We start from the raw sequence: 13,689 nt of genomic DNA on the forward strand, positions 1-13,689 counted from the left end.
AAAATAATGCGAATTTTAATGATGGGCGGTACTCGATTTATCGGGGTTTATCTGACTAAGATTTTAGCAGCACAAGGGCATGAGGTGGTACTGTTTAATCGTGGCAATAAGCCAGTACCAGTTTCAGGAGTGCAGCAAATTCAGGGCGATCGCACTAATGTCGATGGACTAAAAGAACAATTATCGACTCTTGAGTTTGATGCCGTTTTTGACAATAACGGTCGGGAACTGAGCGATACAAAGCCTTTAGCTGAAATATTTAAAGGGAGGGTGCAGCACTTTATTTATATGAGTTCTGCGGGGGTTTATTTGAAATCCGATCAAATGCCTCATATTGAAGGGGACGCTACCGATCCCAAAAGCCGACATTTGGGCAAATTTGAAACCGAAAGTTACTTGGCAGAGTCCGGTTTACCTTGGACTTCAATTCGCCCGACTTACATTTATGGCCCCCAAAATTATAACGATTTAGAGGCTTGGTTTTTCGATCGCATTGCGCGCGATCGCCCGATTCCGATTCCTGGTAATGGAATGCACTTCACGCAGTTAGGGCACTGTCAGGATTTGGCTAGGGCGATGGCGGCGGTTTTGGGGAATCAAAGGGCGATCGGGCAAATTTACAACGTTTCGGGCGATCGATTTGTCACCTTTGATGGCTTAGCCCGCGCCTGCATTTTAGCCGCCGGCAAATCAGCAGATGCTATTAAGATTGTACACTACGATCCAAAACAATTTGACTTTGGCAAAAAGAAAGCTTTCCCCATGCGATTACAGCACTTTTTTGCCTCAGTGAACAAAGCTGTCACCGAACTTAACTGGCAGCCAGAATTTGACCTAGTTTCTGGGTTAAAAGATTCTTTTCAGAATGATTATTTAGTTTCGGGAAGAGACAAAGCGGAGATTGATTTTTCAGTAGACGATCAAATTTTGAAAGCGATTTAAACAGTCCTGGACGCATGGGGAATCAAAAACCCGGTTTCTACGTGAATATTTGTCGAAAAAAACGACAATTTTTGGAAGAAACCGGGTTTTTTGCATCCTGGATTATTAAACCGAGCTCAAATCCGGCTGATTCAAATTATGACTTGGTGGCATATTTTATCGGCCGGAAGTCTTGGGTGGTTGCTGATTTGCGGGAATCCCAAAATCCTGCTGAGGGAAAATAGCACCCTGATGCTGTTGCGATCGCCCTTGGAGTTTCTTTATCCCCAGAATCGAGGGGGCTGCTAACCCAGATTTGGGAGCGAGGAGATATATACCTTACCAAAAATTTGGGTCTAAAGATGGATGGCAATCAATCCGAATTATGAAACCATAATAGCGATACCGTTAAAAATTTAGAGGGCCACTGCTAAGCGGACGGTAGATCGCTGATACTGAGCCTATTTGTGCTGGTATAAACGTTAAAAAAGAGGGAGATTTCATGGAGAATACGTTATTCGATCGCACATTCCGGGACAGCGAAGGCAAAATTACGATCGCTCAACCACCAAATTTACCACTAATTGTCTGGATTCTAGCTAGTTTATTAAAGCTGGTTTTTACCACGGGAAAAGTTAATTTAGGGTTGGAACTACTAGCTTTTGGTTCCTTGTTTACTTGGGCTTGGGAAGAATTATTTCTAGGCGTTAATTACTTTCGGAGAGCATTAGGTCTAATTGTGCTTGTTGGTCTGATGGCGTGGAAAATCCAATAACCAGGTAAGCGGACATAAACTCCCCAGCCAGATAAATCTAATTTTTTTCTCCGACTGCTAGCACTTTTTACTCCTTTTAAATCTATAGCCTGTCTCAACGATTCCTACAGACTTATAGGGTAGTCCTGGGTGCATCATTAGTGTGCTATTAGGATTTTGGCAAGAGCATAGATTTCAGGCATATTAATTCGTCCATCAGAACGACTTTCTATAATTCCAAGTTGAAGTAGATATTGCAAAATTCCTTCAGGGTTAGTTACAGGTGGTTGTTTTTCAGGAATCCATGTAGTTGATTTTACCCTCTCTAAAAATACTTCCTTTGACATGGGAGCGCTCAGATTTACTAAGCTCATTTTGAGAGATTCTAGCCAAGGATACTCTTCCTGTAATTCCAGAATTCTATCATCTGAAGTATTCATTAAAGCCCCTTGTAAATCAGAGGGTTGCAAGAGTAGCGTATTTTGTTCAACGGTCGAGTGCTGTTGTATTCGACTTTGTGCAGCTAGGGCAAATAACTTGAGAAAAGAACGCGGCGCAATTCGACCACCAGCATCCTGAAGGTGATTGGGAATCCAGCGATAGGTAATTCCTTTTTTAGCATTAGCCCCCATATACTTACCAATCATCCTTTCGATTAGCTCTTCAAACAATTTTTCATTTGATGTTGCAGTCCAGCCCAAGCCCATTTTATTTTCAACAATCAACCCTGGGATATTTTGCAAATATTCTGTCATTTCAGTACCAGAGTTCGCAAGTCGTTTGACCAAAAGTTGGTAAAGCCATGAATGTTTCCATTCCAATCGAATTTGATGGGCTTGTAATTTGGAAGCATCAGGAAAACTCAAAAAATCATCTCGAAATAGATCGGTACGCAAAAAGATTTTGGGTCGTATTCTGTCCCAACGTCGCCATCGATCGAGCCACAAAGCTAAAAGTTCACGAATTGGACTTGCTAAAGCAGTATAGGAAGCAACTAATCGATCTAATTCATCATAATTGACAAATAACCAATCATCTGTTTCAATGAGTTTTTGATCTAATTTATCTAAGATAGAATTTAAATTTTCAAGATTTTGATTGACAATAAGTATACGTTTTTAATCTATACAACTATTGTAACAATCATTACGATTATCATAATCTATAGCAATTATAAATGAGTCGTAAATATTTTTACCCCACCCCAACCCTCCCCTTACTAAGGGGAGGGAGTAAGAAATTCACAAATGATTTAGGATTGCTATATCAAATTTTGAATTAACAAACATAGGTAAGTATCATGTGGATTAATTGGATGGCAATTATTGGTGTTTTCATCGTAGTCAGCTTGGGAATTATTGCCATTTATGGGAGCTATCGCTGGCAGTCAGATACCGATCGCCTACGAGCCAAATTAACAAATGGACGGCGGACAATTAAGCCCCCAATCTACGACCAAAAAGAAATTGAAGGCTTACCAGCCCCCGTACAGCGATTTTTTCGGACAGTAATTAAGGACGGACAACCCATCGTGGCTGCGGTTAAACTCTCTCAGCAGGGACAGTTCAATTTGAGTGAAACGGAAGATAAGTGGATGCCGTTTACCGCCACTCAAATTGCGATCGCTCAACGTCCGGGTTTTGATTGGGATGCACGCATCCAGATGGCTCCTGGAGTGAATGCCTTTGTCCATGATACATATCTGTTAGGAGAAGGCAGCTTACACGCATCATTACTCGGTCTTTTCACCGTTGCAAAAATGCACGGTGCGCCTGAAAACAATCAAGGTGAATTATTGCGATTCTTTGCTGAGGCTACTTGGTATCCCACTGCACTATTACCCAGTCAGGGTGTACTCTGGGAGGCGATCGATGATACCTCAGCACGGGGTACCCTGACGGATGGTACAACAACTGTGTCCCTGGTGTTTACTTTTAATGCTGAAGGGGCGATCGCTACTATTCGGGCCCAGGCTCGTTATCGCGACAAGGTGACTGCGATGCCTTGGTGCGGTCGATTCTGGGAATATTCAGTTCGGAATGGGATGCTGATTCCCTTAGAAGGCGAAGTGGGATGGGAATATCCAGAAGGCACTAGGCTCTATTTTAAAGGAAGAATTACAGAGATTAATTATGAGTTTGCATCGTGAGGGAGAGCGATCGCCAGAAATATCAAAATCAAAATACTGGAGGCAATTATGAGTAAACAAATTTCTTTCAAGATGACGTTTCAAGGACAAGGTGACTGCGATGCCTTGTTGCGCTCGATTCTGGGAATATTCAGTTCGGAATGGGATGCTTATTAGTAGCCAACTAATTCATAGATTCTTCACAGGTTCTTCATCTTTGTTCAATATTATGAGAGACACTCCATGTTGTGCTCATTTTTAAGGATGAAGTCTATGAAATGGCAACAATTAATTTTGGCTTTTATTGCCACTATTTGCTTAATATTTGCAGGCAATGCCCTGGCGCAGACTGATATCAATATCAACAATACTAACCTGATTCGCTTTGGTGGCAGCGTCACCGTACCAGAGAACCAAGTAGTCGAAAATGCCCTTGCTTTTGGCGGGAGTGTTACAGTATCCTCGAAGGGCAAAGTTTTGGATACTGCGATCGCGTTTGGCGGGGATGTCCTTCTGAAACAAGGAGCGCGGGTAGAGGGTGATGCTTACTCCTTTGGTGGCAAAATTATACAGGAACCAGGTGCGATAGTTGGTGGTGAACGCGCTACATTCAGCGATCGACATGGCATGATGTATGGGTCCGATCGAGGCAGAAGTAGCTTTTTCGTGCACTATTTCTTCAGTGCCATTTTTAGAGCTTGTTCCGCAGTAGTAGCAGCTATTCTGGGACTGATTATTTTGCATACCAGTCCTCAGTTCCTACCTTCTTTGGCGACAAAACTGCGTCAACACCCCGGTTTGACTGCTCTATGGGGGATTGGGGCGATCGTCTCCTTTGTCTTTGCCGGTGTATTTTTAGCACTAACGCTCATTGGTATTCCTCTGATTCCACTCCTGAGTCTGACTGGGGTGATGACGGCTCTAGTTGGATCGTTAGGTGTGGCACTTTTTGTCGGTCAAGCCCTAGTTAGTAAAGGCGATCGATCGTTACAGCAGCAGTTCTTGATAGGTTTGGCAATCTTGACAGTTCTAACACTAATTCCATTTTTCGGAGGCTTAGTAGTTTGCCTAGTCAATCTATTCGGCTTGGGTGCGCTCTTGCTGTGGCAATTTGGTAGAGAAAAACCCCAAATAGCTACTGAGTGAATAGGGTGGCATAAATGTTCATAATTCGCTTTTAGTTTCGGGATTAAAGAAGATTTCCGATTGCCGATCGCGGGAACGCTATAACGCCTTTATGTAGTGAATAATTAGGGACGCTCTACCTCTCAAGATATTCTAATCTTAAACCTAAGATAGATGGTGAAAAAAACAGATTGTGAAATAATTAATGTATCAAATAGTTATTTGATGTTTTCACCCATTGAGTAGATGAGGTAATTAACAACAAAGAGTTTGATGACTGGAAAGCAATTTAATAAGACAATCAACAATTCCCCTAAACTCTACATAGTAGAGAAAACATCATGAGTACGACAATTGACAACTTCACTCAACAACTTCATGACAATTTAGAAGCCGTTGAAAACAGGGCGAAATCGCTAAAAGAAAGCGTGGAATCTGCGACTAAAAACACTCAAGCTGAGCTTCAAGCGAAAATCGACGAAATGAAGACAAATCTAGAAGCTAAGAAACAAGAATTTGATGAGTATCGGGCAAAGCTTAAAACTCAATTTGACGAAAAAGAATCTGAGGTGAAGTCGAACGTCGAGGAATGGAAAGCGAGTCGGGAAGTCAAGAAACTCGAACATCGAGCGGATAAAGCTGAGGACTATGCCACTACAGCAATCTTATTCGCAATGGCGACCCTAGAAGAAGCTCAAGAAGCAACTTTGAAAGCAATTTGCACGAGACTAGACGCAACAACTGCTGCGGGAAATACGGAGAAGTAAGACAGGATTAAACGATTAAAGCAAGCTAGTCGGGGAGTTGATTGACACTGAGATGTTGCAGCATTCTCAGTCAGCCTGCTATTGGAGCGAAGCGGATGCTAGATAGAATCAGTCATGAAATGAGTATGTCGATCGCTGTCTAAGGTGTTGAACTAACAGCAATAGCCTAGAAGATAGCTGTATGGACGATGCCAACCATACAGCTATCTTCTATTTAATTCCAGTTTGGCAATTACTAACTATTAAGATTAAAATACCAAATTTTCACCAATCCGATCGCAAAAATGGGTGGAAACCCCCTTCCTAAAAGGACGGATTTAATTGTAAAATTTTGTTGCAATACCAGCTATTTGGGGAAAAACAAGTTACCCTAAAATAGGAGGTCAATTCCTATGATTAGCTTGGGATGGTGGAATTTAGTTATTATCATTACAGTTGCTTGGTTTCTCAAATATAATTGGCGATTAGACCGCGACCAAACAGCATGGCAAAATTCTTTATTTTTAAAAGCTCCCACTCTCCAAAAGTTTAGTCAGTTTTGTTCTCGACCTATCGTTAGCTGGATTTTCCAAGCTGTCATTATATTAGCTGTCACCAGATTCCTGTGTTATACAATTTGGTTAGTTTACGATTTGACCAATCGACCAGACCCTCCTTACTGGGATTTCAAGTGGTTTTATGTAGCAAGTAAATTAGCCCACGATCACTTGAGTCCTTTTAATGTCGAAGTGTTTAACCAAGGTTTTTGTCGAATCACAAAAGTGTGTGGGCTGATTCCATCTTTTGTTTATCCACCTAATATCATTCCTGTCATCTGGTTTCTTGGTTATTTTCCGATGAAGACTGCATTCACAATCTGGACTGTGCTGCATCTTATCGCCACAGGTTTTGTTTTATGGGGAGCGAATATCCTGTTGGAGTCGCAGTCACGAGCTTTGAGGACTATTTGCAGTATATCAGTGGCATTTCTCTACGGTTTCGTCTTCGATTTGCAAGTTGGCAATGTGGCAACTTTTATTGCTATGCTGCTGTTGTGGATGTTTATTTTAGCTCGAAATAATAGGGATTTACCCGCAGGGATTTTATTGGGAATTGCCCTGTTTAAACCCACCTTAGTTGTATTATTTATTCCTTATTTTATCATTAAAAAGCGATTTTATCTAGTTTTTGTATCCATAATTACGGCAATTATTCTAGCATTGTTCGGTTTAGCAATATCCGGTAATTCCTTAACAGGATTTCTACAGGATGCGATTCGTGGATTTCCACTGTGGCTCAACGATCCATCAAATAATCCTTATATTTCGATGAGTCGCATCGATTTAAGGGTGGTGGGGCCGAGATTTTTCCCCCAGAGTCCCTTCGCGGCGAAGCTATTTTCGGATTTAATTATTCTGGTGTTGGTTGGTTTAGTGAGTTGGTATTTTTACCAAAAACAATCTGGAACTGGGGTGCATCCCATCTTTGCAAATATATTCGTAGGGGCGAAGCATGACCGCAGTAAATCTCTAGTTCTCACTAATAAATTGTCTGCGGTCATGCTTCGCCCTCACAAAATTGAGATGCACCCTCGCACTGCTTGGTCAAAAAATATTGATTTACCGGAAATGGTGTTAGTTTCTTGTTTGAGTATTGGCATAAATTATTCTCAGCCAACCAGTTCTGTGATGTTAGCACCGGCGGTGGTTTTTTTTCTGAACGATTTATGTTTTCAGATTAAAAATTGTGTCTTTTATGGCAAGAGAATGTCTGTTTGGTTATTGGGAGTTGGCTGTCTCCTGATGCAAACTGCGGTGATTCATGCTGGGTTGTTGGTGTTTCTGGGAAAGCGGTGGAACTGGAAGGATGGGGAATTGCCTTATTTGTTGAAAGTAACTGTTTTTTCATTGCCGAGTTACGCGGTTTTAGGGATTACGTTAAGTGTTTTGGTTTTAGCAATGACATCTGTTGGTCAAAAACAGGTTGTTGAATTTGACCGATCGCCCTCAAGCAGCAAATAGACATTCATCTGGCGAAGAGTAAGTAATCGGTAGTGTATTCACTATGTCATTTTTCGCGATCGGGCTCGTCCTCCTCATAAACCATTAAATCCCCCGGCTGACAGTTCAGTGCTCTGCACAAAGCGCTGAGAGTGGCTTCGTCGATTCGGGTGAGTCGGCGACGGGTTTTGAGTCTAGAAAAGGAAGTTGGGTGCATCCCAATTAAAGCAGCCAACTCTTTATTGCTGATATTACGCTCGGCCATTACAACTGCTAATTTCCAACGGATCACTGCTGACGCTCAACTGCTGGCCATGATATTGCAAGCTGATGTTAGCATCCTACAACCTTCAGTATTCGTCAGTCAACCGCTGCGGTAAATTATTTATCTGGAACAGTTGACTAAATGCAGAGAATGAACTAGACTCAGGATGTACAAACGGAAAAGCGATCGCCCCCTAGCCTAGAAAACTCAAGGGCGATCGCAATTCCACTATTCGTGTAATTCAAACCCTATGATATCACAGCCAAAGTCCGTTCCCGAAATGCTCCGGGAAGAAATTCCTGATGTACCTCAAGGCAAAAAACCGATTCGTTTGTTGTTGTGTGGCGTTCCCAAAGCGGTAGAAAGCATCGTTAATCTGCTGCACGTTTTGGGTTTTGCACAAGTTGGAGAGTGGAGCCCGCCTCTACCTTCGCCTCTAGCGGGTGAGGTGATGCGGATTTTAACTCGTTACTGGAAAGAATGATTGTTTAAATACCAAAGAAACCGGGTTTTTCACGACAGTTAAAGGCTCTCATGCAGTATTTCGGAAAAAACCCGGTTTCTGCCTCCACGACTATCATTTTACCACTTAGTCTGCGGAGGCAGACTTCGCTTGTGTAGAAGCGGTTTCAACCGCCGAATAATACAGGCCATATGTGTAGAAGCGGTTTCAACCGCCGAATAATACAGGCCATAAATACCCCCGATTTACTATTCTAATGACATTCGATAGCGCATCCAAAAACCATAAAATATAACCAACACCAACCATCCCGACACATAGCAAAACCCAGGAAGCGCAACATCAATATTGGGTAAAGACTGGGCGTTGACTTCAATCAATTGATTAATATATGGCTCAACAAAATTACCATGAGCATCTTCTAATGCTTCGCGTTGTTTGATTCTATCTTCCTGGGTAGCCATAATTCACCTCGTTTTGTGCTTATGAGGTAAATTGTTTTTTTGGGCTTTTACCCAATCAAGCAAAAAGCAAAAATTCTGAAACCCTTGTATAATCGGGGTTAAGCGCTTGGGCAAACCAACTGGTTTGGGCAAACTTGCCCAAGCGACGATGAATTTTATTCAAAAGGTAGCGATGGGACGAAAATACGCGAAAAACGCCACCACAAAAAATAACGTCTTCAAACTGGTTGAGGCGTTACTCGCCCTCGCGAATGAGGAAATTGCCGTGCCGGGGGATAAGCTGAAAGCTACCTTCAACGTGGAATGGGGGGTAAAGGAAGATGAGTTGCGGGTATCCGGGAAGGTTCAGGTTCAGCAAAAACGCAACAACAAAACCCAAACCGTTGAGAAAGGGACAACTAAGGATGATTTATGGGCATTGGTGGAATGTTTCGGAAAGGCATTAGAACTCTCTCAACCCAAGGATGAAAAGAATGTCGATAACGCCAAGAGAAGAGGAGATGCAATCCAAGATGTTCTCGACTGTCTGAAAGACTTAGGTATACTTGTCCTTGAACCTAGTGCAAGAAATCAAGGATTTTGGAAATTTTCGCTCAAGCTAAAGCATCAAACTGCCGAGAAAAAAGATAATTTAGAAGTAATTGAGGAAAAGTGGAAGGTTAAAATTGGGTCTGTCACAGTCGAGATATCCCATGAAACCCCTAAACCTAAAGAAGAAACTATAAACTGGCAAGAAATCTGCCGCCAAAACCTCGCGCTACAAAAAGAACTCACCACCAACCTCTTCACCAACGCCAGCGGGATGACTCCGCAACTCGATGGCGTTTATGTTCCCTTAGCCATTGTCCAACGCCAAAAACCCAAATCTCAGCCAAGGAATCAGCCAGAAGAAAAGGAAAAAGAAACAGAAAAACTGATTCCCATTGCTGAAGAACGCTTTTTTGAGGATGTGTTGCGACAAGGGAAAAGCGACATCAGTCAAGGGCGAAAAATTGCGATTATTGGCGAACCGGGTGCGGGGAAAACCACGCGGTTACAGAAGATTGCTGATTGGATTTTAGAGCAAGAATTGGGGTTGCCGATTTGGATAGATTTAGCTAAATTAAGGGAGCAAAATATCTGTGAGTATTTGGAAAAAGTGTGGTTGTCTCGGTGTCAAGGAGAAGTGACGCGCGGTGATTTAGAAGCACAAATTAGTAGGGTTTGGTTGTTGCTGGATGGTGTGGATGAAATGACGCACACTCAAGGAATGCAGCAGTTGGGGAAAGATTTATTAAGGACATGGGTGCAGGCGGCGCGGGTAGTGGTGACTTGTCGGGTGAATGTTTGGGAGGCGGATCAAAATGCTTTTTCGGGGTTTGATGTGTTTAGCAATTTGGAGTTTAATGCGGAACAAGTGACGGAGTATATTCGCCGTTGGTTTGCGGGGATGGGGGATGCTGCGACGGGGGAGAGTTTGGAGTCGGCGTTAGCAGAGTCGGAGAATTCCCGTCTCAAGGAGTTGATTCAAAATCCGTTGCGGTTGTGGATGTTGTGTCAAATTTGGAGTTTGAGAGACGGAACTTTACCGGATACTCAGGCTAAATTATATGCAAGTTTTATTAAGTATTTCTATCGCTGGAAAGAGCAGATTATCAAAAGCTACGCAAAGCTATGTGGAAAAACTCAGGGTGAGTGTCAGAAACTTTTACATGAAGCGTTAGGAGAATTAGCAAAAGCTGCAATTGATGGGAAATCTGGTCGTTTTCGCTTGTCCTATCAGTTAGTTAGTGAGTATTTAGGAGAACGCAGCGATGAAACGTCTTTATTATCATTGGCGTTATCTCTGGGATGGTTGAATCGGGTAGGTATCGATATTGACGAACCTGAAGAATCTGTCTATGCGTTTTATCATGCGACATTTCAGGAGTATTTTGCGGCGTTGGCGGTGGATGATTGGGATTATTTTTTACCTCGGAATCATGTTGATTTTCCGGTGGTGGGGAAGGAATATCGGATTTTTGAAGCGCCGTGGAAGCAGGTGATTTTGCTGTGGTTAGGGCATGGGGATATTGCGAATGAGGAGAAGGAGGGGTTTATTGAGGCGTTAGTAAATTTTGAGGATGGGTGTGGGGAATGGAAAGAATGGAATCTTAAGATAGTAGATAAAGGATTTTATGAATATCGAGCTTATTTTCTCGCTGCATCGTGTACCGGAGAATTTGGTGAGTGTAGTCAAATTAATGATATTATCAGTGGAATTGTCAAGTTAATTTTTGATCCTTTTGATGAAAATAGGCAGAAGTTGGAGAAACCTCACCCTCAGATTGTAAAATTTGCCAAAAATGTACTAAAGGAGAGCTTTCGACCTTTGGTTATTGCTTTTTTAGTTGAAATTATTCAGATATCTGAAAATGAATCTATTCGCAGAGAAGCAGATTATTTATTAGAAGAAATTGAACCTAACCATCAAGCCATTATCGGGTATCGTAAAATGGCAAAAGCAAGATTAGAGCAAAAAATTAAAGACTTAATTCAAACCATTGATGATGTCAAAATACTTTTACGACAAAAATATGATGGTAATGAAAAAACAACAGATCGATCAACTTATACATCTCCTGATTATCAGGAACAAATAACTAGCGTAGATAATTTTATACAAGATAATGTAGCCAACACTCCTATAATAAATGACAAAGAAAATACCGATGAATTATTTGCAAATATAAACTCGATTATAGAAAATAATTTTCGACACTTGATATCAATTATTGAACCTAAAAATATGTTGTTTCCTTTGTTCGGATCGCCGAAAATTTCTATCAAATTACTAATAATTTATCTTGAGCAAATCCCAGACCAATTAGATGCCATAATCGAATTGGTAGGTAATTTTTTAGAATTTATATGCGATTGCCTTTGGTGGGGTAGCCAAATACCCTACCCCGACTTCTACCGCGCATGGCACGGTTTAACGGAAACCCAAACCTCCCCCCTCGTCCAAACCCTCAACCTAGCCCAACTCCCCAAACTCCTGCAAATCCAACTCACCGAAACCAACCTCCACCAAAACCTCCAAGTCTTTTGCATCGACACCAGCAAATTCATCGACACAGATAACCCCGCCCTCGAAATCTACGAACAATTCCTCGACCAAAACTGTCCCCAACGCCCCAACAGCGAACCCGAAACCCTCCCCCAACTCAAATCCTACTGGAATCGACTCCGCCGCGACAGCGACAAACACCCCATCCTCATCTTCTACCAAGACCCCACATCCCCCGCCGCCCAAAGTTTGAGCCCTACTTTCCTCAATGCCCTTACCCGCTTCGACGGTACAATCTGTCTCATCACCGACTCACCTCACCCACCCCTGCAAACGTTCTCGCCCCATGACCCCGATTTACTGCAATCTGTCGTAAATTGGCTCAAAAGAGTTCATTTAGAGTCCTGAGTTATGATAGTCGGGAGTTGACTGTTGACTGTCAGCAACTGAGGACACGGCAATGCCTATTGGTGTCAACAAACACGTCAAACTTAGTATCAGTCTGCTGTCGGACGATTAAGCCTCGATCCCCCCTAGCCCCCCTTAAGAAGGGGGGGACAAGATCCCGATCAAAGTCCCCCTTCTTAAGGGGGATTTAGGGGGATCGAGACTTAGGTAAAAGCGATATTTTTAAAGGGTTTTCAGTAATATATTTTGGAGTCAAGGTTATGAAATTTGTTGTTTGCATCAATAACCAAGACTATTCAGCTTCTTTAGAAGTCCGCAAAATTTATCAGGTTTTGCCAGACACTGATGCCAATACTCATCAAATGATTCGCGTCATTGATGAATCGGGAGAAGATTACTTATACCCAAGTCGTTATTTTATGCCAATTGAACTCTCAGAACCCGTCCAACAAGCTCTTGTTGCTTCACACTAACCAAAGAAACCGGGTTTTTCGCAGTTTCTGGGAGGTGTGGCGAAGTATTCTGGAAAAAACCCGGTTTCTGGCCTCCCGCGATTTGAGATAAAATATAAACAACCCCTCAACATAACGAACAATGACTCTAGCTAACTATCAACTTTCCCTAAACTTTGAACAAATTTTAGCCCTAGTCAAACAACTGCCCTATCCAGAAAAATTGCAGTTATGTCAAGAACTGGAAAAAGAAGTATTAAACAGTAAATTAACTGTTTTTACAGAAGCCCTAGAAGATATAGGAATGGAAAATGCTATTAAAGAAGGCGAAAATACTGAAACAGTCAGTCGCGATCGAATCTTCCAAATTCTCAAACAACAACCATGAATATTGAATTTAGAAAGAGTTTTGAAAAGGATTTGCTCAAGATTCTTGATGCGGATTTGTTTGAAAGAATTCGGGAAGCGATAGAAGAAGTTGAGAATGCAGAAAAATTAAATGAAGTCAGCAATGTTAAAAAACTTAAAGGTGATGGAGACTACTATCGAATTAGAGTGGGAGATTACCGAATCGGTATTAAAGTTAATGATGGCATAGTCTCTTTCGTTAGGATACTGCACCGAAAAGAGATTTATAGATACTTTCCCTAATCATTGTTTTTAGCAGTTTCTAGGAGGTGTGACGAGTATTCAAGGGAAAAACCCGGTTTCTGGTCACTCGTGTGTTCAAGACTGGCGATTAAATCAATGCTAAAAGTTGGCTCAAAAATTCAATAAAATTTGCCAAAGCCGGAACCTGCTGCTGCGTCTGTTCGCTGACCCAATTATTATCAGCAATACTTGTTGTATTAGTTTTCCCTGGTTTGAGAACGCTGACACAGGAATAAATTTGCGCCAAAAGGGGTCTAAATCTGACTTTAATCCTTTCAACTCCT

Annotated in this window: 17 protein-coding genes; 13 read left to right on the forward strand and 4 right to left on the reverse strand. The window is 42.0% G+C overall.

Annotation, left to right across the window (positions count from 1 at the left end; all coding sequences use genetic code 11):
* The first annotated feature begins 6 nt into the window (after positions 1-6).
* From P2A85_RS14965 to P2A85_RS14975, 3 genes are all read left to right on the forward strand, one after another.
* Positions 7-942, forward strand: coding sequence for an NAD-dependent epimerase/dehydratase family protein (locus tag P2A85_RS14965; RefSeq protein ID WP_341738601.1), 936 nt, complete (start codon positions 7-9; stop codon positions 940-942).
* Positions 943-956: 14 nt separating this feature from the next.
* Positions 957-1,166, forward strand: coding sequence for a hypothetical protein (locus P2A85_RS14970; protein ID WP_377473385.1), 210 nt, complete (start codon positions 957-959; stop codon positions 1,164-1,166).
* A 257-nt stretch (positions 1,167-1,423) separates the two neighbouring features.
* Positions 1,424-1,696: a hypothetical protein gene (locus P2A85_RS14975; RefSeq protein WP_377473387.1), complete on the forward strand. Its 273-nt coding sequence runs from the start codon at positions 1,424-1,426 to the stop codon at positions 1,694-1,696.
* Positions 1,697-1,833: 137 nt separating this feature from the next.
* Here P2A85_RS14975 and P2A85_RS14980 read toward each other — a convergent pair whose 3' ends face one another.
* A complete protein-coding gene (locus P2A85_RS14980) occupies positions 1,834-2,787 on the reverse strand; it encodes a P-loop ATPase, Sll1717 family (RefSeq protein ID WP_377481506.1) in 954 nt (317 codons plus the stop codon).
* A gap of 188 nt (positions 2,788-2,975) precedes the next feature.
* On the opposite strand from P2A85_RS14980, the gene P2A85_RS14985 reads away from it, so the two are divergent.
* The 5 genes from P2A85_RS14985 (at position 2,976) to P2A85_RS15005 (ending at position 7,695) form a co-directional block, all read left to right on the forward strand.
* On the forward strand, positions 2,976-3,824 hold the full coding sequence (locus P2A85_RS14985) for a DUF6920 family protein (RefSeq protein ID WP_377473389.1): 849 nt from the start codon (positions 2,976-2,978) through the stop codon (positions 3,822-3,824).
* Positions 3,825-4,076: 252 nt separating this feature from the next.
* A complete protein-coding gene (locus tag P2A85_RS14990) occupies positions 4,077-4,949 on the forward strand; it encodes a hypothetical protein (RefSeq protein WP_377473391.1) in 873 nt (290 codons plus the stop codon).
* A 320-nt stretch (positions 4,950-5,269) separates the two neighbouring features.
* On the forward strand, positions 5,270-5,695 hold the full coding sequence (locus P2A85_RS14995) for a hypothetical protein (protein ID WP_340520136.1): 426 nt from the start codon (positions 5,270-5,272) through the stop codon (positions 5,693-5,695).
* 181 nt (positions 5,696-5,876) lie between these two features.
* Positions 5,877-6,002, forward strand: a complete 126-nt coding sequence (locus P2A85_RS15000; RefSeq protein ID WP_377473393.1) for a hypothetical protein — start codon at positions 5,877-5,879, stop codon at positions 6,000-6,002.
* An 85-nt stretch (positions 6,003-6,087) separates the two neighbouring features.
* Positions 6,088-7,695 (forward strand): glycosyltransferase family 87 protein, encoded by a 1,608-nt coding sequence (locus P2A85_RS15005; RefSeq protein WP_377473395.1) that lies wholly within the window; start codon positions 6,088-6,090, stop codon positions 7,693-7,695.
* A gap of 46 nt (positions 7,696-7,741) precedes the next feature.
* On the opposite strand, the gene P2A85_RS15010 is transcribed toward P2A85_RS15005, so the two are convergent.
* Positions 7,742-7,966: a helix-turn-helix domain-containing protein gene (locus P2A85_RS15010; protein WP_377473397.1), complete on the reverse strand. Its 225-nt coding sequence runs from the start codon at positions 7,964-7,966 to the stop codon at positions 7,742-7,744.
* Between the two features lie 223 nt (positions 7,967-8,189).
* Here P2A85_RS15010 and P2A85_RS15015 point away from each other — a divergent pair, with 223 nt between their 5' ends.
* Entirely contained in the window at positions 8,190-8,423 is a 234-nt protein-coding gene (locus P2A85_RS15015) for a hypothetical protein (RefSeq protein ID WP_377473399.1), read from the forward strand.
* Positions 8,424-8,650: 227 nt separating this feature from the next.
* Here P2A85_RS15015 and P2A85_RS15020 read toward each other — a convergent pair whose 3' ends face one another.
* Complete coding sequence (locus tag P2A85_RS15020; RefSeq protein ID WP_371118934.1) at positions 8,651-8,866, reverse strand: hypothetical protein; 216 nt, start codon at positions 8,864-8,866, stop codon at positions 8,651-8,653.
* A 106-nt stretch (positions 8,867-8,972) separates the two neighbouring features.
* Between P2A85_RS15020 and P2A85_RS15025 the strand changes: the two genes are divergently transcribed.
* From P2A85_RS15025 to P2A85_RS15040, 4 genes are all read left to right on the forward strand, one after another.
* Positions 8,973-12,302, forward strand: a complete 3,330-nt coding sequence (locus tag P2A85_RS15025; protein WP_377473401.1) for an NACHT domain-containing protein — start codon at positions 8,973-8,975, stop codon at positions 12,300-12,302.
* A gap of 260 nt (positions 12,303-12,562) precedes the next feature.
* Positions 12,563-12,775 (forward strand): hypothetical protein, encoded by a 213-nt coding sequence (locus tag P2A85_RS15030; RefSeq protein WP_377473403.1) that lies wholly within the window; start codon positions 12,563-12,565, stop codon positions 12,773-12,775.
* Between the two features lie 121 nt (positions 12,776-12,896).
* Positions 12,897-13,142, forward strand: a complete 246-nt coding sequence (locus tag P2A85_RS15035; protein ID WP_371118931.1) for a hypothetical protein — start codon at positions 12,897-12,899, stop codon at positions 13,140-13,142.
* Positions 13,139-13,405, forward strand: coding sequence for a type II toxin-antitoxin system RelE/ParE family toxin (locus P2A85_RS15040; RefSeq protein ID WP_377473405.1), 267 nt, complete (start codon positions 13,139-13,141; stop codon positions 13,403-13,405). The genes P2A85_RS15035 and P2A85_RS15040 overlap by 4 nt, the downstream gene beginning before the upstream one ends.
* Before the next feature lie 88 nt (positions 13,406-13,493).
* Here the strand turns inward: P2A85_RS15040 and P2A85_RS15045 are convergent, their stop codons facing one another.
* The gene (locus tag P2A85_RS15045; protein WP_377473407.1) at positions 13,494-13,652 is read right to left on the reverse strand and encodes a hypothetical protein; all 159 of its coding nucleotides are present in this window, start codon (positions 13,650-13,652) and stop codon (positions 13,494-13,496) included.
* Positions 13,653-13,689: the final 37 nt, after the last annotated feature.

Source organism: Microcoleus anatoxicus (assembly GCF_042465725.1).
GTDB classification, from domain to species: Bacteria; Cyanobacteriota; Cyanobacteriia; order Cyanobacteriales; family Microcoleaceae; genus Microcoleus; species Microcoleus anatoxicus.

Coding starts and splice junctions, on each gene's coding strand:
- P2A85_RS15040 (WP_377473405.1), top strand. CDS start 13,139: ATGAATATTGAATTTAGAAAGAGTTTTGAAAAGGATTTGCTCAAGATT.
- P2A85_RS14990 (WP_377473391.1), top strand. CDS start 4,077: ATGAAATGGCAACAATTAATTTTGGCTTTTATTGCCACTATTTGCTTA.
- P2A85_RS15020 (WP_371118934.1), bottom strand. CDS start 8,866: ATGGCTACCCAGGAAGATAGAATCAAACAACGCGAAGCATTAGAAGAT.
- P2A85_RS15015 (WP_377473399.1), top strand. CDS start 8,190: ATGATATCACAGCCAAAGTCCGTTCCCGAAATGCTCCGGGAAGAAATT.
- P2A85_RS14970 (WP_377473385.1), top strand. CDS start 957: ATGGGGAATCAAAAACCCGGTTTCTACGTGAATATTTGTCGAAAAAAA.
- P2A85_RS14995 (WP_340520136.1), top strand. CDS start 5,270: ATGAGTACGACAATTGACAACTTCACTCAACAACTTCATGACAATTTA.
- P2A85_RS14985 (WP_377473389.1), top strand. CDS start 2,976: ATGTGGATTAATTGGATGGCAATTATTGGTGTTTTCATCGTAGTCAGC.
- P2A85_RS15030 (WP_377473403.1), top strand. CDS start 12,563: ATGAAATTTGTTGTTTGCATCAATAACCAAGACTATTCAGCTTCTTTA.
- P2A85_RS15035 (WP_371118931.1), top strand. CDS start 12,897: ATGACTCTAGCTAACTATCAACTTTCCCTAAACTTTGAACAAATTTTA.
- P2A85_RS14965 (WP_341738601.1), top strand. CDS start 7: ATGCGAATTTTAATGATGGGCGGTACTCGATTTATCGGGGTTTATCTG.
- P2A85_RS14975 (WP_377473387.1), top strand. CDS start 1,424: ATGGAGAATACGTTATTCGATCGCACATTCCGGGACAGCGAAGGCAAA.
- P2A85_RS15005 (WP_377473395.1), top strand. CDS start 6,088: ATGATTAGCTTGGGATGGTGGAATTTAGTTATTATCATTACAGTTGCT.
- P2A85_RS15000 (WP_377473393.1), top strand. CDS start 5,877: ATGGACGATGCCAACCATACAGCTATCTTCTATTTAATTCCAGTTTGG.